Origin of the sequence: Methylobacterium sp. W2, assembly GCF_020662345.1 — a bacterium.
Lineage (GTDB): Bacteria > Pseudomonadota > Alphaproteobacteria > Rhizobiales > Beijerinckiaceae > Methylobacterium.
Genome location: NZ_VMOA01000036.1, coordinates 38,722 through 57,969 on the forward strand (window position 1 = coordinate 38,722; position 19,248 = coordinate 57,969).

Annotated in this window: 17 protein-coding genes and 1 other RNA gene; 10 read left to right on the forward strand and 8 right to left on the reverse strand. The window is 66.7% G+C overall.

Translation table 11 applies throughout. From position 1 onward, the window contains the following. Nucleotides 1-68: 68 nt before the first annotated feature. Complete coding sequence (locus FPV16_RS18625; protein WP_227439871.1) at nt 69-971, reverse strand: LysR family transcriptional regulator; 903 nt, start codon at nt 969-971, stop codon at nt 69-71. Between the two features lie 252 nt (nt 972-1,223). On the opposite strand from FPV16_RS18625, the gene FPV16_RS18630 reads away from it, so the two are divergent. Genes FPV16_RS18630 through FPV16_RS18645 form a run of 4 tightly spaced genes read left to right on the forward strand, consistent with a single transcriptional unit; the run spans nt 1,224 to nt 4,645 of the window. Continuing rightward, complete coding sequence (locus tag FPV16_RS18630) at nt 1,224-2,171, forward strand: ABC transporter substrate-binding protein (protein ID WP_227439872.1); 948 nt, start codon at nt 1,224-1,226, stop codon at nt 2,169-2,171. Between the two features lie 41 nt (nt 2,172-2,212). After that, nucleotides 2,213-3,028 carry an ABC transporter permease gene (locus tag FPV16_RS18635; RefSeq protein WP_227439886.1) on the forward strand — a complete coding sequence of 272 codons (816 nt, stop codon included), beginning with the start codon at nt 2,213-2,215 and terminating at the stop codon, nt 3,026-3,028. Next, nucleotides 3,021-3,800: an ABC transporter ATP-binding protein gene (locus tag FPV16_RS18640; RefSeq protein WP_027170607.1), complete on the forward strand. Its 780-nt coding sequence runs from the start codon at nt 3,021-3,023 to the stop codon at nt 3,798-3,800. The genes FPV16_RS18635 and FPV16_RS18640 overlap by 8 nt, the downstream gene beginning before the upstream one ends. Further along, on the forward strand, nt 3,797-4,645 hold the full coding sequence (locus FPV16_RS18645; RefSeq protein ID WP_227439873.1) for an alpha/beta hydrolase: 849 nt from the start codon (nt 3,797-3,799) through the stop codon (nt 4,643-4,645). Before FPV16_RS18640 ends, FPV16_RS18645 begins: the two co-directional genes overlap by 4 nt. On the opposite strand, the gene FPV16_RS18650 is transcribed toward FPV16_RS18645, so the two are convergent. Then, nucleotides 4,642-5,538 (reverse strand): DUF6925 family protein, encoded by an 897-nt coding sequence (locus FPV16_RS18650; protein WP_227439874.1) that lies wholly within the window; start codon nt 5,536-5,538, stop codon nt 4,642-4,644. The two genes, FPV16_RS18645 and FPV16_RS18650, sit on opposite strands and share 4 nt — an antisense overlap. Before the next feature lie 170 nt (nt 5,539-5,708). On the opposite strand from FPV16_RS18650, the gene FPV16_RS18655 reads away from it, so the two are divergent. Then, a complete protein-coding gene (locus tag FPV16_RS18655; RefSeq protein ID WP_227439875.1) occupies nt 5,709-6,536 on the forward strand; it encodes an FAD binding domain-containing protein in 828 nt (275 codons plus the stop codon). After that, nucleotides 6,533-9,292, forward strand: coding sequence for a molybdopterin-dependent oxidoreductase (locus FPV16_RS18660; RefSeq protein ID WP_227439876.1), 2,760 nt, complete (start codon nt 6,533-6,535; stop codon nt 9,290-9,292). The genes FPV16_RS18655 and FPV16_RS18660 overlap by 4 nt, the downstream gene beginning before the upstream one ends. Nucleotides 9,293-9,326: 34 nt before the next feature. On the opposite strand, the gene FPV16_RS18665 is transcribed toward FPV16_RS18660, so the two are convergent. After that, nucleotides 9,327-9,896: a peptidase S14 gene (locus FPV16_RS18665; RefSeq protein ID WP_319802253.1), complete on the reverse strand. Its 570-nt coding sequence runs from the start codon at nt 9,894-9,896 to the stop codon at nt 9,327-9,329. Between the two features lie 140 nt (nt 9,897-10,036). Here FPV16_RS18665 and ssrA point away from each other — a divergent pair. The 4 genes from ssrA to paoC all read left to right on the forward strand — a co-directional run bounded on the left by ssrA (nt 10,037) and on the right by paoC (nt 14,528). Next, nucleotides 10,037-10,364, forward strand: a transfer-messenger RNA (tmRNA) gene (gene ssrA, locus FPV16_RS18670). A gap of 370 nt (nt 10,365-10,734) precedes the next feature. After that, on the forward strand, nt 10,735-11,370 hold the full coding sequence (gene paoA, locus FPV16_RS18675; RefSeq protein WP_227439878.1) for an aldehyde dehydrogenase iron-sulfur subunit PaoA: 636 nt from the start codon (nt 10,735-10,737) through the stop codon (nt 11,368-11,370). Continuing rightward, the gene (locus tag FPV16_RS18680; RefSeq protein WP_227439879.1) at nt 11,367-12,317 is read left to right on the forward strand and encodes an FAD binding domain-containing protein; all 951 of its coding nucleotides are present in this window, start codon (nt 11,367-11,369) and stop codon (nt 12,315-12,317) included. Before paoA ends, FPV16_RS18680 begins: the two co-directional genes overlap by 4 nt. Nucleotides 12,318-12,320: 3 nt before the next feature. Beyond that, the gene (paoC, locus tag FPV16_RS18685; RefSeq protein ID WP_227439880.1) at nt 12,321-14,528 is read left to right on the forward strand and encodes an aldehyde oxidoreductase molybdenum-binding subunit PaoC; all 2,208 of its coding nucleotides are present in this window, start codon (nt 12,321-12,323) and stop codon (nt 14,526-14,528) included. Nucleotides 14,529-14,597: 69 nt separating this feature from the next. On the opposite strand, the gene FPV16_RS18690 is transcribed toward paoC, so the two are convergent. The 5 genes from FPV16_RS18690 to FPV16_RS18710 all read right to left on the reverse strand — a co-directional run. Next, nucleotides 14,598-15,512, reverse strand: coding sequence for a calcium-binding protein (locus tag FPV16_RS18690; protein WP_227439881.1), 915 nt, complete (start codon nt 15,510-15,512; stop codon nt 14,598-14,600). A 131-nt stretch (nt 15,513-15,643) separates the two neighbouring features. After that, nucleotides 15,644-17,500: a CHASE2 domain-containing protein gene (locus tag FPV16_RS18695; RefSeq protein WP_227439882.1), complete on the reverse strand. Its 1,857-nt coding sequence runs from the start codon at nt 17,498-17,500 to the stop codon at nt 15,644-15,646. After that, nucleotides 17,500-18,060 carry a FecR domain-containing protein gene (locus FPV16_RS18700; protein WP_227439883.1) on the reverse strand — a complete coding sequence of 187 codons (561 nt, stop codon included), beginning with the start codon at nt 18,058-18,060 and terminating at the stop codon, nt 17,500-17,502. Before FPV16_RS18700 ends, FPV16_RS18695 begins: the two co-directional genes overlap by 1 nt. 31 nt (nt 18,061-18,091) lie before the next feature. After that, nucleotides 18,092-18,790: a Crp/Fnr family transcriptional regulator gene (locus FPV16_RS18705; RefSeq protein ID WP_227439884.1), complete on the reverse strand. Its 699-nt coding sequence runs from the start codon at nt 18,788-18,790 to the stop codon at nt 18,092-18,094. 134 nt (nt 18,791-18,924) lie between these two features. After that, a partial coding sequence (locus FPV16_RS18710) for a hypothetical protein (protein ID WP_227439885.1) occupies nt 18,925-19,248 on the reverse strand: 324 nt, incomplete at its 5' end.

The window sequence follows — 19,248 nt, forward strand, 5'->3', positions numbered from 1 at the left end:
TTGGGCGGGACGTCCGTAGCGAAGACGGGATGAGTGTATCAATCGAACCGGAATGCCGCCTGAACAAGTCACGCCGCGCCGTAGCGGTCGTTGAGGCTCGCGGCGAGGCCGTCGGCGAATTTGGCGGCGGCGACGGGGAGCATCCGGCCGCGCAGCTGGCCGAGGATCAGGGTCATGGGGGAGAGGTCGCGCTCGTCGATGGGCCGGCTGACGAGGCGCTGGTCGTCGGGGATGCCGCTCGGCACCTGCAGGCTCACCACATCCTCGCGCAGGGCGAGGTTGCGCAGGAATTCGAGCGAACTCGATTCGACGGCGGGATGCACCGGCGTCCCCCGCCGTGCCAGCGCATCGTCGAGATGATGGCGGATCGCCAGCGACCGGTCGGGCAGGGCGAGGGGATGGGTCAGGCAGTCGCGCAGCCGCACCGGCCCGTCCTCCCGCGCCAGGGGATGCGACGCGCGCATGACGACGCAGAGCGTCTGCCGGCAGGTGAACAGGGCGTGGAGATCGGCCGAGGGCGGCGGCTGCAGCACCAGGGCGAGGTCCGATTCGAAGGAGGCCAGTGCCGCCACGGCCTGGGCATGGTCGCGCACCTGGACCGTGAACGACACCTGGGGAAAGCGCGCGCGGTAGGCCCGCACTTCGTCGGGCACCACCTGATTGACGAAGGCCTGGCTGCAGGCCAGCGCCACATGGCCCCGCCGCACGCCGGACAGGTCGGCGATCTGCGAACGGACCCGCTCCATGTCGGAGACCTGATCGCGGATATGGCGCACCAGCAACTCGCCGGCCGCGTTGAGGCGCATGCCCTGGGCCAGCCGCTCGAAGATCGGCGTCCCCAGTTCGTATTCGAGATCCTGGATCTGCCGCGTGAGCGCCGAGGGCGCGATGTTCAAGGCCTCCGCCGCCCGGCGGATCGAGCCGCGCCGGGCCACCTCGGAAACGTAGGTGAGGGTCCGCAGATGCTTCATGAAGCCTGTTCGGTCGGGGTTCTCAGCGGCGACTCGCGCTACAGTCGATCATTCCAGCAGACCACCTCATCCTGAGGTGAAGCCTTGGACAAATGACGCGAACACGCTCGTGGCGGGCGATCTCCAAGGCACTGCTCCGCCCTTCGCAAAGTGTTGCGAAATTCGCAACACCATAGTCGATAAGCAGCACTCGTTTGCAACGGCTCTCCGACATACCCTGTCCGGGTTCACATCAACACGGAGCCGGCACAGATGATTCGTCGTCGCACCTTCCTCGCCGGCCTCGGCGCCGGGGCCCTCGTCGGACCCTCGGCCCTGCGGGCCGAGACGCCCACCGTGATCCGGATGGGATCGCTGAAGCTGATCCATTCCATCGCACCGTATTTCTACGCCCAGTTCGCGCCGCCCGGCGTCACCGTGGAGGTGATCCCGTTCGAGAGCCCCACCGAGTGCAAGAACGCGGTGGTGACGAAATCGGTGGATTTCGGCACGTTCGGCATCGCCGCCGGCACCCTCGGCGCCGCGGCCGGCGAGCCCATCGTGGTCATCGCCTCCACCTGCAATCGCGGCATGGCCATCATCGCCAAGACCGGGTCGGGCATCGAGAAGGTGGCCGACCTCAAGGGCAAGCGCGTGGCGATCTGGCCCGGCTCGACCCAGGAGGTCTTCGCCCTGGAGCGCATGCGCATGGAGGGGGTGAGCGTGAAGGACATCACGCCGGTCCGCATCTCCTTTAGCGAGATGCACATCGCCCTCGCGCGCGGCGACGTCGATGCCTATGTCGGCGCCGAACCCGCCCCCGGCGTCAGCCTCTCCACCGGCATCGGCACCCTGGTCGAGTATCCCTACGGCACCGAGATGGGCTCCCTGAACATGGTGTTCGGCGCCCATCGCGATACGCTGGCCGAGCGGCCCGACGTAGTGAAGACCATGCTGGAGATCCACCGCAAGGGCTCGGACTTCGCGCAAGCGAACCGCGACGCCACCGTGGCGATGGCGGTGCAGAAACTCGGGCAGAAGCGGGAGGCGATCGAGCTCTCCGTGCCCAATGTCGAGTTCAAGTGGAAGCTCGGCGAGACCGAGGTAAAGCAGGCCAAAGCCTATTCCGAGCACATGCTGGCGGCGCGGCAGATCAAGCGCCTGCCCGACTTCTCCAGCTTCATCGATACCCGCTTCGTCGATGCGATGAGGGATTCGTGAGCGCCCCGGCCGTTTCCGCGCCGGCGGTGTCGGAGGAGACGATGCGTCAGGCGCTGCCGAGCCGCGTGCTCCCGAGTCTTTCGCGCCTGCGCCAGCCCCTCCTCGCGCTCGCCCTGCCCGTGGCGATGGGCATTGCCTGGCATTGGCTCACGGTGGGCAAGCCCTACAGCCTGATCCCGCCGCCTGCGGAAGTCTGGACGGCGATGGTGGATCTCGCCATCGGCGGACCGGAGGGCGACGCCTTCAGCGGCACGCTGCTCACCCATCTCGTGGCTTCGCTCACCCGCGTCTTCGGCGGGTTCGGTCTCGCGGCCCTGGCGGCGGTGCCCCTCGGGCTGCTGATCGGCCGGGTGCCGCTCATGCGTCAGCTCCTCGACCCGACTCTGCAGATCCTGCGCCCGGTGCCGGTCACCGCCTGGCTTCCGCTGGCGATGATCCTGTTCGGCCTCGGGCCGCGCTCGGCCTATTTCCTCGTCTTCCTCGGCGCGTTCTACCCGATCCTGGTCAACACCATCTTCGGGGTCCGCTCGGTGGAGCCGCGCCTGTTCGAGGCCGCCGCGATGCTCGGCTGCCGGGGTTCGGCGCAGTTCGCCCGCGTGGTGCTGCCGGCGGCCCTGCCGTCGATCTTCACGGGCTTGCGCCTCGGCCTCGGCTTTGCCTGGGTGGTGATCGTCGTCGGCGAGATGACCGGCGTTCCCACCGGCCTCGGCGCGATCATCATGGAGGCGCGGCAACTCTCGCGCACGGACATCGTCATCTGCGGGATGATCGTCATCGGCGTCGCCGGCTTCGTCTGTGATCGGGCCGTGATGCTGGTCGGTCAGCGCCTTCTTGCCTGGAGCCCCTCCCATGGCTGAGCCCACCGTGCCGATCCTCGACATTCGCGGCGTGTCGAAATCCTTCGCCGTCCAGGGCCGCACGGTCCAGGCGCTCAGCGGCGCCAACCTCACCGTGGCCAAGGGCGAGTTCATCTGCCTGCTCGGCGCCTCGGGCTGCGGCAAGTCCACCTTGCTGCGCATCGTCGCCGGGTTCGAATCCGCCACCGCCGGCGAGGCGCTGATGTGGGGCAAGCCCATCGAAGGCCCCGGCCCGAGCCGGGGCATGGTGTTTCAGGATTACGGCCTGTTCCCCTGGCTCACCGTGCGCGACAATATCGGCTTCGGCCCGAAATCGCGTGGCCGGCCGGCGGCGGAAATCCGCGACACGGTGGAGCGCTACCTCGCCCTCGTCGGGCTGCAGCGTTTCGCCGACGCCCATCCCCACCAACTCTCCGGCGGCATGAAGCAGCGGGTCGCCATCGCGCGGGTGCTGGCGAACGATGCCGAGATCGTCCTCATGGACGAGCCGTTCGGTGCGCTCGACGCCATGACCCGCGAGCGGCTGCAGGACGAGCTCCTCGACCTGTGGAGCCGCACCGGGCTCACCGTGCTGTTCGTGACCCATGCCATCGAGGAGGCGATCTTCCTCGCCGACCGGGTCGTGGTTATGTCGCCGAGCCCCGGCCGGATCGATGCGATCCACGGCATCGACTTGGCCCGCCGCCGCGATGTGTCGAGCCCGGCTTTCAACGATGTGCGCCGGATGCTCTCGGCCCAGCTCCACAGCCACCACGCCCCCGTGGCCGCATGATCGGGGCAGCGTCGCGATCCGGCGACTGGCGCCGGATGGACCGCGAGACCCTGACCCGCGCCTACGACAATACCGGCGCCGTCGCCGACTCTGCCGCGCGGCTGGCCGGTTGGCGGGCCCGGAGCGCCGCGTTTCGCGCGCTCCATCCCCACGCTCTCGACCTCGCCTATGGGCCGGCCGAGCGAAACCGGATCGACCTGTTCCGGAGCGGGGCGGAGGCTGCGCCGCTCCTCGTCTTCATCCATGGCGGCTACTGGATCCGTAATACCCGCCAGGATTTCGCCTGCATGGCCGAAGGACCGTTGCATCACGGTCTCGATGTGGGATTGGTGGGATATACCCTGGCGCCCGACGCCAGCCTCACCGAGATCGCCGCCGAGATCCGGGCGGCGCTGGTTGTCCTGCGCGGTCTGGAGGAGGGGAGGGGGCGCCGCCGCCTCGTCGTCTCGGGATGGTCGGCCGGCGGGCATCTCGCGGCGCTCGCCATGGCGTGGCCCGAGGTCGATGCCGGCCTCGCCATCAGCGGCGTGTTCGATCTGGAGCCGATCCGGCACACCGAGCTCGACGACCGCCTGCACCTGACCGATGCGGAAATCGAAGCCCTCTCGCCGATCCGGCAGGTGCCGCGTTCGGACAAGCCCCTCGCCATCGTGTGCGGATCGGACGAATTGCCCGAATTACGGCGGCATTCCGCTGATTACCACGACGCGTGGCGGTCCGCCGGGAACGCCTCGGTCGTCGCCGAACTGCCCGGCCACGACCATTTCTCGATCCTCGACGAACTGATCCGCCCCGACGGCGTACTGACCGCCCTCGCCGTGAAGCTCGCCGGGAAGGGCACCTAGCCCTCGCCGCGCAGACACGCTTCCTGAGCCTCGGCGGCTCGCCGTGCGCTCCTGGCATGGCGTCCGCTCACGGCCTCCCCACGGATCGCTGCGTGTTTCGCCGCGATCAGGTCCGGGTCGCCCCAGCGTGCCAACAGCGCCTGGAAAGCCTCGTGACGGTCGCGCTGAAAGGAAATTCTTCCACCAGCAACATCTCTACACGGGTGCGGTGGATGAATCGTACCGCAGGGCACCCAGCCGGCGGGGATCGGAGCCGTGGCGGCATGGGTCCGGCCAAGGCGCAGGATCTGCGGCAGGATGTGGGTCCTCGGGCCGACCGGAGCCGATCCCGCCTCGATGCGGATGGGCGAGAACACCTCGATCCGCCCGATCCGGGTGACGAAGACGCGGTGGGGACCGGCGGCGACGAGCTCCGCCGCGATGGTCTTGTCGGGATTGACGATTCCCCGCCCGGCTCGGCTGCGGAGGAGATCGATCAGGACGGGGTCGCCAGTCCGGACACAGGCATCCACCGCCAGCAGGTTCAGGCCGAGATCGAACAGGATATGGTCGCGATGCGCGATCCCGGCGGCCTCGCGATCCGGCCCGAGTTCGGTGACGACGGACCGTCGTCCCATGGCGCAGGCGTCGCGCGGCAGGCACAGGGCCAGGGCGTGGTTCCAGCCGAAAGCGAACCCGGTCTCGAAGGCCACCGGACGAAGCAGGGCGGCGGAGTCGAGGGCGATGGCCCCCCGCGCCGTGACGAGACCCATCCGGGCATCGGCCACGGGCATCGCCACCTCCTCCGGATCGCGGAGGAAGCTCGCGACGGCGCCGAAACTGCCAAGGCTCCATGTGGTGAACGGGTCGTCGAGGGCGCTCGCCAGAAGACTCGCGACGGCTTCGTGTTCCATCGTCGCAGCTTAGCGGGGCGGACCGAAGCGCGCGAGATGCGATTCCGGGCGGCACTGATTTTGCTCCACTGACTTTGCCCCAAGCCCAGGCGCCCTCGCTTGGCTCGTGAGCTTCCCATCGCCGTCCCGACCGGGCAATCTCGCCGCAGGCTCGTCCCTGGAATCCAACGATGGACCTGAACTCGATCGGCGCCGTCGCCGTGCCGCGGAACCGCTCCGACCTCTCCGGGTGGCGGGACGGCGATGCCTGGCTGGCCGGAGGGACATGGCTGTTTTCCGAGCCTCAGCCGCGCCTGCGCCGCCTCGTCGATCTCTCAAGCCTCGGCTGGCAGGCCCATGAGGTGAGCGAACGGGGCCTTTCGCTCGCCGCGACCTGTACCATCGCCGAGTTGTTCCGCCTCGATTTGCCCGCATCCTGGACCGCGGCGCCCCTCTTCGCACAATGCTGCCGGGCGCTGCTCGGATCGTTCAAGATCTGGAACATGGCCACCGTGGGAGGCAACGTCTGCCTCGCCCTGCCGGCCGCGCCGATGATTGCGCTCGCCACCGCCCTGGAGGGAACCTGCCTGGTCTGGACACCGGAGGGGGCCGAGCGTGAGGTCGCCATCACCGACCTCGTCCTCGGCGCGCAATGCACGTCGCTCGCACCCGGCGAAATCCTGCGGCGCATCGATCTTCCCCTGGCCGCGCTGAAGCGCCGGACCGCCTTCCGCCAGGTTTCCTTGAGCCCAAACGGACGCTCCGGCGCCCTGCTCATCGGCACCCTGGACGCGAGCGGCGCCTTCGCGCTGACGATCACGGCCTCCACGCGACGCCCGCTGCGCCTGGTCTTCCCGACGCTCCCCGATGCCGCGGTTCTGGCCGCCTCCCTCACCGAGGCGGTTCCGGTGGCGCTGTATCACGACGATGTTCACGGCACGCCGGATTGGCGCAGACATATGACCTTCACCCTTGCCGAAGAGATCAGGCGCGCGTTCGAGGATGAGATTCGGGCATGATCCTGCACGTCAACGGCCACGAGCAGGATGCGTCCCCGTTTCCGGGCCAATGTCTGCGCACGATGCTGCGCGAACTCGGCTGGTTCGGGGTGAAGAAGGGCTGCGATGCCGGGGATTGCGGTGCCTGCACGGTGCATCTCGACGGGGAGCCGGTGCATAGCTGCCTGTTGCCAGCCTTCCGTGCCGAGGGGCGCAGCGTCACCACCATCGAGGGGCTCGGAGGCCCCTGTCGGCCGGGGGAGGGGGGAGCGCACCCGCTCCATCCCATGCAGGCGGCCTTTCTCGGCGCCCAGGGGTACCAGTGCGGGTTCTGCACCCCCGGCATGATCATGACCGCGTCGGCCCTGGACCAGGGGCAGACGGGCGATCTCGCTACCGCCCTCAAGGGCAATCTCTGTCGTTGCACCGGCTACGGCGCCATCGCCGACGCCGTGGCGGGCGTGGTGCGTGTGGAACGCCCGGCGGATGGGGGCGACGACCCGTGCGGGCGCAGCGTCCCGGCCCCGGCCGGGCCTGGAATCGTCTCGGGCAGCGCCGCCTTCACCTTCGATCTAGCCGTGCCCGACCTGCTCCATCTCAAGGTCTTGCGCTCGCCCCATGCCCATGCCCGCATCCTGCGGATCGACCGGGCGGGTGCTCTCGCCGTGCCGGGTGTGGCGGCGGTCTTTACCCACGAGGATGTCCCCGCCGGACGGTTCTCCACCGGGCGGCACGAGAATCCCCTCGACGACGCACCGGATACGCGGGTGCTCGATCCGATCCTCCGCTTCGTCGGACAACGGGTGGCGGCGGTAGTGGCGACGAGCGAGGCCGCGGCCGAGGCCGGTTGCGCGGCGCTGATCGTGGATTACGAGATCCGCGACGCGGTGTTCGACCCGGACGAGGCCCTGCGGCCCGGCTCGCCTTCCGTGCATGACGGCGCTGACCGGCCCGGCGAGGATGCGCCGCCGCGCCTATCCCATCCCAACCTCGCCGCCGAGGTGCATGGCGAGATCGGTGACGTCCCGGCGGGTTTCGCCGAAGCCGACCTCGTCCACGAGGCGACCTACGAGTCCCAGCGGATCCAGCACGCCCATCTCGAGACCCATGGTGCCGTCGGTTGGCGCGACGCGGACGGACGCCTCGTCATCCGCTCGAGCACCCAGACACCGTTCCTCACCCGCGACGCGCTGGCGAACCTGTACGGCCTGGAGCGGGATTCCGTGCGCGTGCTCTGCGGCCGCGTCGGCGGCGGCTTCGGCGGCAAGCAGGAGATGCTCACCGAGGATCTCGTGGCCCTGGCGGTACTCGCCACCGGCCGGCCGGTGAAGTGGGAGATGACCCGCCAGGACCAATTCACCGCCACCACCACCCGCCACCCGATGCGGGTAACTGTGAAGATCGGCGCCCGCCGCGATGGTACGCTGACGGCAATCGCGCTGCATGTGGTCTCCAACACCGGCGCCTATGGCAACCATGCCGGTGGCGTCATCCATCACGGCTGTAACGAGGTGATCGGCGTCTATCGCTGTCCCAACAAACGCGTCGATGGCTACGCCGTCTACACGCACACGCTGCCGAGCGGCGCCTTCCGGGGCTACGGCCTGAGCCAGACCATCTTCGCGGTGGAATCGGCCATGGACGAACTCGCGCGCGGCCTCGGGCTGGACCCGTTCGCGATGCGCCGCCGCAACGTCGTGCGCCCGGGCGACCCGATGGTGTCGAACAGCCTCGAACCCCATGACGTGGAGTACGGAAGCTACGGGCTCGACCAGTGCCTGGATCTCGTCGCGTCCGCCATGGACGACCTTGGTCCTGCCGAGACCCCGCCCGCCGACTGGCTCGTCGGCAAGGGGATGGCGATGGCGATGATCGACACGATCCCACCGCGCGGGCATTTCGCCGAGGCGCGGATCGCGCTTCAGGCGGACGGCCGCTACCACCTCGATGTCGGCACCGCCGAGTTCGGCAACGGGACGACCACCGTCCACGCGCAGATCGCTGCCTCGGCGCTCGGCACGAGCCCCGACCGTATCGTCCTGCGCCACGGCGACACCGACCACGTCGACCATGATACCGGGGCCTATGGATCCACTGGCATCGTGGTGGCCGGGCAGGCGACGCTGAAAGCCGCACTCGCCTTGGCGCAGGCCCTTCGCGAGGCCGCCGCCGAGAGGGGAGGGGGGGCGCCGTCCGAATGCCGCCCGCACCGCGACGGCGTCTCGACTCCCAACGGCGAGATCGATTTCGCAAACCTCGTCTCGAGCGGGACCATCGGGCGCGCAGCGAAAGCCGATGGCTCACCGCGGTCCGTCGCCTTCAACGTCCAGGGGTTCCGGGTCGCGGTCCATCGATCGAGCGGGGAGGTTCGCATCCTCGACAGCGTGCACGCCGCCGATGCCGGCCGCGTTCTCAACCCGATGCAGTGCCGTGGCCAGGTCGAGGGCGGCGTCGCGCAGGCGATCGGTGCGGCATTGTACGAGGCGATGCGGATCGACGGGGAGGGCCGCGTCCTCACGCAGACCTTCCGCAACTATCACATTCCCGCCTTCGCGGACGTGCCGCGCACCCGCGTCCTGTTCGCGGACACCTATGACGGCATCGGTCCGCTCGGCGCGAAATCGATGAGCGAGAGCCCGTTCAACCCCGTTGCCCCGGCCCTGGCCAATGCGATCCGCGACGCCACGGGCGCGCGGCTCACCGCGACACCCTTCGCGCCGGACCGCATCTACCTCGCCGTGATGGAGGCGGTGGGGTATCGGGACGGGTCGATATGATCTCGCCCTGTCGCAGAGGAGTTCGCGCCAGGGGCTACAAGACGGCCTCGATCAGCCCGAGGCCCTTGGCTTCCTCGGCCTCGATGTACCAATTGTACGGGGCTTTCTGGATGACCTCGTCCAGGGTGACTTGCGAGCCGGTGACGAGGTTGGCGAAGCCCTCGTTCTGAATCTCGATGGAGGTCTCGATCTCGTGCAACGTCGCCTTGAGGGTGGCGATGCAGGTGGTGAGGGGACCGTGGATCTCCAGGGCCTTAGCCATCTTGCGCTCGTGGATCATCAGCCGTGTGCCGCGCGTGAGATAGCGGTTGGGGCGCGCGAAGAAGCTCATGAGCGTCGTGCCAGCCGAGTAGATCGCCGCCTTGCCGAGAAAGACGAAACGGCGATGCGGGGTGACTTCGCTGGCGAAGCGGATGTCTTCGCCCATCATCCGGGCGACTTCCGGGTCGCCGCCGAGGGTGGTGAGTTCGACCACGACGAGGTCGAGACCGGAGGCGGCGTCGAGTTGGCGCCGGAAAGCCTTGTACATGTCGTGATCGACCGGCCCCGACAGCAGGATGGCGGGTCCCTTGAAGTCCGGGGCGGAAAGCAGCGTGTTGTCCATCATCGATCCTCTGCCGAAAGGCATGTCGGGACGCATCCCCGCATGCCTCGTGCCGGATCGAGAAGCCATACGCGCCCCCCTGGTTGCCGGGGCGGTGAAAAATCCCCATGCGGCAGCAATTGGCATCCGGTTGGGGCGCCGATCTGGACTTTTCGGGTCGCCGCGTCTATATCGAACCTGCGTTTGATGACCGGTTCGTAATAACGTTTCAGGACCCGGAGGGCAGTACTCCGGCGCCTCCACCAAAAGCGCATCGTGATGCGTTTCTGATGGGGGCGAAATAGGATCGACTGGGCGGTAAAGGGATCGCGAGAGCGTCGGTAAGGACTCGACCGGTTTGGCGCAGGTAACCCCTGTTCCAAGTATTTGGCCAAAACTCTAAATGCCAACGATAACGTTGTCATGGATGCCCGCCTCGCGGCGTAAGCATCTTGCGGTAGGGTAACCGTCGAAACAGAACCCGGGGCTTCGGCTCCGGGACCCACTTTTCTGATTATCATTGGTGCAGTTTAGTCAGCCGCGGCATTGCCGTTTTAGGCTGCTTTGTTGTGTTTCGCTTTCACCGGCGTGGGCTATGAGCCCGTCTCGCCCGGTTCAGTGGCATTTTACCCGTCCCTTTAGCCGCTCAATGACGACCGTAGCGCGCGTGTGCGCACGCACATGCGGATTTTGGAACTCTTCCAAGGCGTTGCAGCACGGCCCGCCTGCGCTACTTCGCACCATCAGGGAAAGTTCTGCGCCATCGGGCGTTTGCCAGGGGCTGGTCGAAGCCTTGCGAGGACTTCCGCGACACGACCAACGGAATCTCACGTCTTATGGATCAGGTTCGGAGAACGCCATGCATGGCTCTGAAGACCTCGAACTCAACCGGCGCCATCTGATGGCGGGAGCCTCTGCCTGTGCCGTCGCCACGGCCTGTCCCTCCCCTTCCTGGGCGGCCACCGGGAACGCGTCCGACCCGGTCACGTCCAAAGTGTCGCTCACGGTGAACGGGACGCCGCACGAGATCGACATCGATACCCGTACGACGCTTCTCGACGCCGTGCGCGAGCATCTGCATCTGACCGGTGCCAAGAAGGGCTGCGACCACGGCCAGTGCGGGGCCTGTACGATGATCGTCGATGGCAGGCGCATCAATTCCTGTCTGACCCTCGCGGTCATGCACCAGGGCGATGCCATCACTACAATCGAAGGCTTGGGCAAGCCCGGCAACCTGCATCCGATGCAGGCCGCCTTCGTCAAGCATGACGGCTATCAATGCGGATTCTGTACACCAGGACAGATCTGTTCCGGTGTGGCGGTTCTGGACGAGATCAAGGCCGGCATCCCGAGCCACGTCACCGCCGATCTCACGGCGAGTGCCGCGATCACGGCGGACGAGATCCGTGAGCGCATGAGCGGCAACATCTGCCGCTGCGGCGCCTATTCCAACATCATCGACGCCATGACCGAAGTTGCGGGGAGGCAGGCATGAAGTCCTTTACCTACGAGCGCGCCACGTCGCCGGCGCAGGCCGCCGCAGCCGTCATTCGCGTGCCCGGCGCGAAGTTCATTGCCGGGGGCACCAATCTCCTCGACCTGATGAAGTTGCAGGTGGAAACGCCGACCCATCTCGTCGACGTCAATGGCTTGGATCTCGATACGATCGAGCCGACGGAGGAGGGCGGTCTGCGGATCGGCGCCCTGGTGCGCAACACGGATCTCGCTGCCGATCTGCGGGTGCGGCGCGGCTACGGCGTGCTGAGCCGGGCTCTTCTGTCCGGGGCATCCGGCCAGTTGCGCAACAAGGCAACGACGGCGGGCAACCTGCTTCAGCGCACCCGCTGCCCGTATTTCTACGACACGGCGCAGCCCTGCAACAAGCGCCAGCCGGGAAGCGGCTGCTCGGCCATCGGTGGCATCAGCCGCCAGCTCGCGGTCGTGGGGGCCAGCGAGGCCTGCATCGCCACGCATCCCGGCGACATGGCTGTCGCCATGCGGGTGCTCGACGCAAACGTGGAGACCGTGAACGACAAGGGTGACACGCGGACGATCCCCATTGCCGACTTCCACCGCCTGCCGGGTGACACGCCGCAGATCGAGACGAGCCTGCAGCCCAGCGAACTCATCACGGCGGTGACGCTGCCGAAGCCGGTGGCGGGGACGCATGTCTACCGCAAGGTCCGGGACCGGGCCTCCTACGCCTTCGCACTGATCTCCATTGCGGGAATCGTCCGGCGCGACGGGAGCGGACGCATCGCCGTTGGTGGCGTCGCCCCGAAGCCATGGCGCGACGAGGCCGCCGAAGCGGAGCTGCCGAAGGGCGCCAAGGCCGCGACGGAGCGTTTGTTCGCGGGAGCGAAGCCAACTCACGACAACGCCTACAAGCTCAAGCTCACCGAGCGTGCGCTCGGTGCCGTCCTGTCCGAAGCGAGGGCCTGAACCATGAAGTTCGACACTCCCGCAGGCCGTAACCCCATCGATCAATTGAAGGTGGTGGGCAAGGCGACCGACAGGATCGATGGTCCCTTCAAGACCACGGGCACCGCGAACTACGCCTATGACTGGCACGATCCCCAATCGAAAGCGGTCTACGGTTTCGTCGTTGGCGCGACCATCGCCAAGGGGCGGATCGAGGCGATGGCTCTCGACGAGGCCAGGGCCGCGCGCGGCGTGCTCGCCATCGTCACGGCAGAGAATGCCGGTCCCCTCGACAAGGGCAAGCTCAACGCCGCCAAGCTTCTTGGCGGCCCCGAGATCGAGCATTATCACCAGGCGGTGGCCTTGGTCGTGGCGGAGACGTTCGAGCAGGCCCGTTCCGCAGCGGCTCTCATTCGTGTCGATTACGCCGAAACCAAAGGCGCGTTCGACCTTGCGGCGGTGAAGGATACAGGCAAGCCCGAGAAGTTGGCGGGTGCCCCGTCCGATACCGCCATCGGTGATTTCACCGGGGCCTTCGCCTCGGCCCCGGTTCAACTGGACGCCACCTACACCACGCCCGATCAGGCTCATGCGATGATGGAACCGCATGCGTCCATCGCGTCCTGGGATGGCGACGCCCTGACGGTCTGGACCTCGAACCAGATGATCGCCTGGGGCACGCGGGATCTCGCCCTGACCCTCGGCATCCCGAAGGAGAAGGTCCGTCTGGTCTCGCCTTTCGTCGGCGGCGGCTTTGGCGGAAAGTTGTTCCTGCGGGCGGAGGCGGTACTGGCCGCCCTCGGTGCCCGCGCCGCGAAGCGGCCGGTGAAGGTGGCGCTGACGCGTCCGCTCAGCTTCAACAACACCGTGCATCGGCCTGCCACGATCCAGCGGATCCGCCTCGGTGCGACGCCGGACGGCACGATCACGGCCATCGGCCATGAGAGTTGGTCCGGCAACCTGCCCGGCGGCAAGCCGGAGGCGGCGGTGCAGCAGACGCGCCTACTCTATGCCGGTGCCAACCGCATGACTCAGACCCGTCTCGCCATGCTCGATTTGCCGGAAGGCAATTCCATGCGCGCGCCAGGCGAAGCGCCGGGCCTGATGGTGCTGGAGATCGCCATGGACGAGATGGCGGAGAAGCTCGGCCTCGATCCTGTCGAGTTCCGCATCCGCAACGACACCCAGGTCGATCCCGAGAAGCCCGAGCGCCGGTTCTCCCAGCGCAGCCTGATCGAATGCCTGCGCCAGGGCGCGGCGCGCTTTGAATGGGACAAGCGGATCGTCAAGCCCGGTCAGGTCCGTGACGGACGATGGCTCGTCGGAATGGGCGTCGCCGCGGCGTTCCGCAACAACATGAACGTTAAGTCGGGTGCGCGCGTCCGTCTCGACGCACAGGGCGTGGTGACGGTCGAGACCGACATGACCGATATCGGCACCGGCAGCTACACCATCATCGGCCAGACGGCCGCCGAGATGATGGGCCTGAGCCTCGACAGGGTCGTGGTGCGGCTCGGCGATTCCGCCTATCCCGTCTCTTCGGGATCTGGTGGCCAATTTGGTGCGAATTCCTCGACGTCGGGGGTCTACGCGGCTTGCGTCAAGCTCCGTGAGGCGGTGGCGCTAGCGCTCGGATTCAATTCGGACGATGCCGTGTTCGAGGATGGGCGCGTCCGCTCGGGCAACCGCTCCGTGCCGCTGGCCGAAGCGGTGAAGGCTGGCGACATCGTCGCCGAGGATACGATCGAGTTCGGCGGCGATCTGTCGAAGACGTACCAGCAATCGACCTTCGGCGCGCATTTCGTCGAGGTCGGCGTCGATGTGAGCACGGCCGAGATCAGGGTGAGACGGATGCTGGCAGTCTGCGCGGCCGGACGCATCCTCAACCCGAAATCCGCCCGCAGCCAGGTCATCGGAGGCATGACCATGGGTGTCGGTGCCGCGCTGATGGAGGAGTTGGCCGTCGACACGAGGCGTGGCTACTTCGTCAATCACGATCTTGCCGGATACGAAGTCCCGGTCCATGCCGACATTCCGCATCAGGAGGTGATCTTCCTCGACGAGACCGACCCGATCTCCTCGCCGATGAAGGCGAAGGGGGTGGGCGAACTCGGCATCTGCGGAGTCAGCGCGGCGGTGGCGAATGCGGTCTACAACGCCACCGGCATACGGGTGCGCGATTACCCGCTCACCCTCGACAAGCTCCTGGACCGGATGCCCGACGCGGCCTGAGACAATTGATATCGACCGAGGGCGCGCTTCGTTCGCGCCCTCGTCGGTGGTCGCGGCGGTGGACGTCACTCAAACGACCAGAAAATCGTCCGCCGCGATGGAGGCGACCGCCGTCTGCGTCATCCTCGCGATGGCAACCGGATCGAAGGCGGAGCCCGATCCGTCAGCGTCATAGAAGACGAGGTTGTTCCAGGTCGAGACGACGATCCTGTCGCTCACATCGAGGTCGCTGGCATCGTACGTGTCGGTGATCTTGAACGCACGCTCTGATACTTCGCCGCGTCCCAGGGCGGTAAAGAACGCACCATCGAGCTGGATCGTATCGTCAGCGTGCCGAAAATCGGTGATGGTGACCGGATTGTTCGGGGTCACTGACCTGTCGAAGACGAAGGTATCGAGGCCGGCGCCGCCGGTGAGCCTATCGGTATCGCTCCCGCCGATCAGCACATCGTTCCCGCCCCTCCCGTTCAGCGTATCCGCGCCGGTCCCGCCTTCCAGGCGGTTGGCCGAAGCGTTGCCGGACAGAACGTCGTCGAACTGGGCGCCCTTGACGTCTTCGATACTGCGGAGCGTGTCCGTGTCGACGTAGTGGAACAGCATACCGGAATCGAGGTGGTAGATCGCCTCTCGCTGAACCGCGGTGCCCTGCGTGAGATCAACGGTCACGCGGCCGTAGAACCCGCTGTAATCGACGCTGTCGACTCCCGTACCGTCCGACATGAGGTCGGTGCCGTTGATGTCGATGAAGGTATCGTTCCCCGCGCCGCCGTAGAGACGGTCGTTGCCCCATTCGCCCCTGAGGGTGTCCCGTCCATCCTCCCCGTAGAGGCGGTCATCATGACTGCCGCCGTAGAGGCGATCGTTGCCGTCCCTGCCGAACAGGACGTCCTTGCCGTCGAGACCGTAGATCCAGTCGGCGTTGGTGGTGCCGACGAGTTCATCATCTTTGAAGAACCAGTTCTTGTCGCCGTGGATCGTCGCCATGATGTGCTCCTGAGGTCGGGCGATCGGTGATCGATCTCCATGACCGCAGACTGCTCTCAACTCAGGCGGCCTTCCGTGATGCGGATCACACAAAGGTCGAGGGGCAGCACGGGGGAGTGGTGTTCCCGGCTTTACCCCTCGCGCGACGAGAGCGGGCGAAGGCAGAGGACGTCGATCGGCTCACGCCGTCCCCGCAGAATGACCCGCTTGGCCCGGCCGGCCTCGGGCGGATCGAGACCCGCAACGAGCTCCCGGCTCAGGACGACGGCAACGCCTTCCGCCTTCGCCACATCCATCAGGCGGCTCGCGACATTCACGGTGTCACCGGTGGCGGTGATGTGCTGGTTGTGGGAGCCGCCGAGTCGAGAGATCACCACCGGTCCGACATGGCCGCCGATGCGCAATCCGGTCACCGCCCCGGTCTCGGCCGATAGCCGCGCGATCCATCCTTCAAGATCGGTGAGGAGGGCAAAGGCCGTCTCCACGGCGCGCCCGGAATCGTCGGGCCGCGCCTCCGGCAATCCGAACAGAATCATCGCCCCATCGCCCATGAAAGTCGTCACCGATCCGTCGCGGCGGGTGGCGGTGTCTTCGACGAGATCGTGCATCTCCTTAAGGAGCGCGCGTGTTCGCCTCGGACCGAAGCGCTCGCTCATGCCGGTGAAGCCGGACAGGTCGATGAAGAGGATGGCCGAGCGTTGCTCCACCGGATTCATCAGGAAGTCCGGCTGAATCGACAGCTTTGCCGCCACGGCAGGGGGATGGAAGCGCAGCAACCCGTCGCGGGCCGCCGTCAATCGCCGCTCGCTGCGCCGGTCGAGCCAGAGCCGGGCCGCCAGGAACGGCGCGAGGGGAAAGGCCACGGCCACGAGAGGAAGGGCCATGGCGAGCCAGATACCGTGGGCGAACGAGACGATCGTGACGACGATGAAAGCGCCGAGCAAAAGGGAAGCGAGCGCGATACCAAGGGCGACGCGGCGGATGGACAGCGCCATCACCATCAGGATCGGCAGGATGACGGCGGTCGCCGCATCGGCGAGCCGCACGGTGGAGGTCCGCTTCAGAGCATCGCTATGCATCAGATGAGACGCGGCAGTGGCGAGCAATTCGACGCCCGGAAAGACCGGATCGAACGGCGTGCCCAACGTATCGCCACTGGCGAGGGCGGTGGAGCCGACGAAAAGAACCTTTCCGTCGAAATTCTCTCCTCCATTCCCGTCCAGCACACGGCTGGCACTCACGGTCCGGATCGTGCCCTGGGGGCCGTAGAAGCGCAGGGCCAGTCCGGCACCGATGTCGATGGGGGTTTCCCGGGCGCCCAGGATGACGGAATCAGCTGTGAGAATTGGCTGGCTTCCGGTCGCCAGGCTGACGGTTCGGAGCGAGAGGGCAGGCTGGAGGGTGTTGTCCTCGGCAATCAGGAGGGGAATATGACGAGGGGTGCCGCCCGCGTCGATGGAGACATTGACGAGGCCGAGCCGTGTCGCGGACCGCAACTCCATAACGGGACGCAGGATCGTCTGCGCGACGGGAATGTTCTCGACCGGCCCCTGGCGGGCCCGCGCCTCCCGCCCGCCGCGTGGGAAGCTCGCCGCCATGCCGATGATGGTGGGAGAACTCGCCAGGGCGTCCGCAAGATCCGCGTCGCTATCCGGCTTTCCCGGATCGAGGAACAAGACGTCGACTGCGATGACTTTCGGCGCTTTGGCTGCCAGGGTCCGCAGGAGCTTCGCCAGATAAGTGCGGGGCACCGGGTAGGCCCCGGCCGCGGCGATGGTCGCGTCGTCGATGGCGATCACGACCACGTCGTCGGGCGCAGGTTTCGGACCGACCAGCGGAAACCGCATATCGGTCAGGAGCGATTCGATGCGGTCGTAGAAGGCGGCGTCTCCGCGGAGGTGTGGGCGAACGAGGAAAAGGCTCCAGCCGCAGCAGACGGCCATTGCAGCGAGCGCAAGGACGAGATGCGGCGGAACGCGGCGCGGCATCAGCGGCCGAAGCGTGCCAGGAGATGAAGGCGCCGTTCGCGCGGCCAGGGCTTGGATACGAGCGCGCCGTCCGTTGGCCCCACATCCACGCCGTCGCCTGCGCCGAGCGTGATGGTGCCAGCGGCCTCACCTGCCCTGCCGACGCGAACACGCCCCGTCTGGACGAAGACCGCCGAGGTGGTGGGCGCAGTATCGACGATCCATGTCGTGCCACGCACCGAGGCGATGGCATGTGGCGTGCGCACCTGAAATCCACCGCGCTTGCGTGCCGGATACTCGATGAGCAGGGCCTTGCTCTTCAATTCGACGGCATGGGGCCGGCCGTCGCGATCCTGATCAATGAGCGTGTAGACGGCCCCCTTCTCCGCCGTGAGTATGAATCCGTCATCGCAGGTGAGCACCGAGCGCGCGGGATCGCTGTAATCGACGAGGTTGCAGCCCTTCGTCTGAGCAGTCGCCCCCACCGGCGACAGGCAGAGTACCACGCCGACAAGGAATGGAACCGATATGAGTCCGCTGCGAACACCAATCAGCAATCGGTCCGTACTGGATCGTGTCATCGTGTTGTCCCCGAGCCACCCCATTGGTCGATCAATCCGTGGACGAAGCCAGCTTGGCCAGACGCCGGTGATCGAGGAGATGGATTCGTCCACGGCCAAGCCGGACGAGGCCGTCCCGCTTCCAGATTTGCAATTGCCGGTTGACGCTTTCCCGCGTCGCGCCAACGAACAACGCCAGCTTTTCCTGCGACACCAGAATTTCATGTCCGAAATCCTGTGCGAGAGCGATGAGGCGGCGAAGGAGCCGCTGTTCCAGTGAGAGAAAGGCGGCTTCTTCCGTACGCCGGCTCATCCAGCGGATTCGGGCGCAGAGAAGTTCGATGAACTGGATCGCCACGGAAGGGCGGCGCTCGATCATGGCCAGGAGATCGCGACGTAGGATGACGAACAGCTTGGTCGGTTCGATGGCGGTGGCGCTCGCCGTGCGAGGTTGGCCGTCGAGCAGGGCGACTTCGCCGAACACATCGCCTGCGCCCAGCACATTGAGCGTGGTGCGGCGTCCATCCTCCGCGTCGTCGCTGATGCGGACCTGACCGCGACGGATCGCATAGAGCGCATCCCCTACATCTCCCTTGACGAAGAGTGTCTGTCCGGCAGCGAGGGAACGCGTGACGCAGAGGAGGGCGATGGCGCCGAGCGTCTCTTCCCCGAGCCCGGCGAAGAACGGGTTCACGGCAAGAAGCCGGGCGAGATCGCGCGGCTCGCCTTTTGGCCCTGGCGTTTCCGTCAAATTCGCCACCTTCCACACTCGTCGTCAGAATCGCATTCGCCGAGCTATTCCGGAGTCTCTCAGCTTCACAGGATTACAGGCTGTGCTGCCGGGCGACTGTGACACGGATCACGCAAGCCGCGAAGGACGCAGGGTCAGGGGATGCCGGACTGGTGGAGGTGGGCACTCCAACGCCGAGTCCGGCTTTCAACCACGACTCCAGAAGGACGGAAAAGCGTGCCGGAGCGGTGATTTACGGGCCTGTACCGTGCGTCCTCGTCATGCGCGTGTCGTGAAAATCCACCAGACCTGTGTTTTTGGCATTGACGAGTTCGGGGGCTGGGTCTAGAAGCCTGTTCATCGGCGGCGGCCAGCGGGGACTTCGGTTCGGCGGGCGGTTGTTGTGTCTTCGGGACGATGATCGGATGGATGATCCGGCTGATTGGCTGGGTGATCGTCTGTTTTTGTTGTCCTGTGTG

Coding starts and splice junctions, on each gene's coding strand:
- FPV16_RS18630 (WP_227439872.1), top strand. CDS start 1,224: ATGATTCGTCGTCGCACCTTCCTCGCCGGCCTCGGCGCCGGGGCCCTC.
- FPV16_RS18665 (WP_319802253.1), bottom strand. CDS start 9,896: ATGGACAACACGCTGCTTTCCGCCCCGGACTTCAAGGGACCCGCCATC.
- FPV16_RS18700 (WP_227439883.1), bottom strand. CDS start 18,060: ATGACACGATCCAGTACGGACCGATTGCTGATTGGTGTTCGCAGCGGA.
- FPV16_RS18690 (WP_227439881.1), bottom strand. CDS start 15,512: ATGGCGACGATCCACGGCGACAAGAACTGGTTCTTCAAAGATGATGAA.
- FPV16_RS18680 (WP_227439879.1), top strand. CDS start 11,367: ATGAAGTCCTTTACCTACGAGCGCGCCACGTCGCCGGCGCAGGCCGCC.
- FPV16_RS18695 (WP_227439882.1), bottom strand. CDS start 17,500: ATGCCGCGCCGCGTTCCGCCGCATCTCGTCCTTGCGCTCGCTGCAATG.
- FPV16_RS18660 (WP_227439876.1), top strand. CDS start 6,533: ATGATCCTGCACGTCAACGGCCACGAGCAGGATGCGTCCCCGTTTCCG.
- paoA (WP_227439878.1), top strand. CDS start 10,735: ATGCATGGCTCTGAAGACCTCGAACTCAACCGGCGCCATCTGATGGCG.
- FPV16_RS18645 (WP_227439873.1), top strand. CDS start 3,797: ATGATCGGGGCAGCGTCGCGATCCGGCGACTGGCGCCGGATGGACCGC.
- FPV16_RS18625 (WP_227439871.1), bottom strand. CDS start 971: ATGAAGCATCTGCGGACCCTCACCTACGTTTCCGAGGTGGCCCGGCGC.
- FPV16_RS18635 (WP_227439886.1), top strand. CDS start 2,213: ATGCGTCAGGCGCTGCCGAGCCGCGTGCTCCCGAGTCTTTCGCGCCTG.
- FPV16_RS18655 (WP_227439875.1), top strand. CDS start 5,709: ATGGACCTGAACTCGATCGGCGCCGTCGCCGTGCCGCGGAACCGCTCC.
- FPV16_RS18650 (WP_227439874.1), bottom strand. CDS start 5,538: ATGGAACACGAAGCCGTCGCGAGTCTTCTGGCGAGCGCCCTCGACGAC.
- FPV16_RS18640 (WP_027170607.1), top strand. CDS start 3,021: ATGGCTGAGCCCACCGTGCCGATCCTCGACATTCGCGGCGTGTCGAAA.
- paoC (WP_227439880.1), top strand. CDS start 12,321: ATGAAGTTCGACACTCCCGCAGGCCGTAACCCCATCGATCAATTGAAG.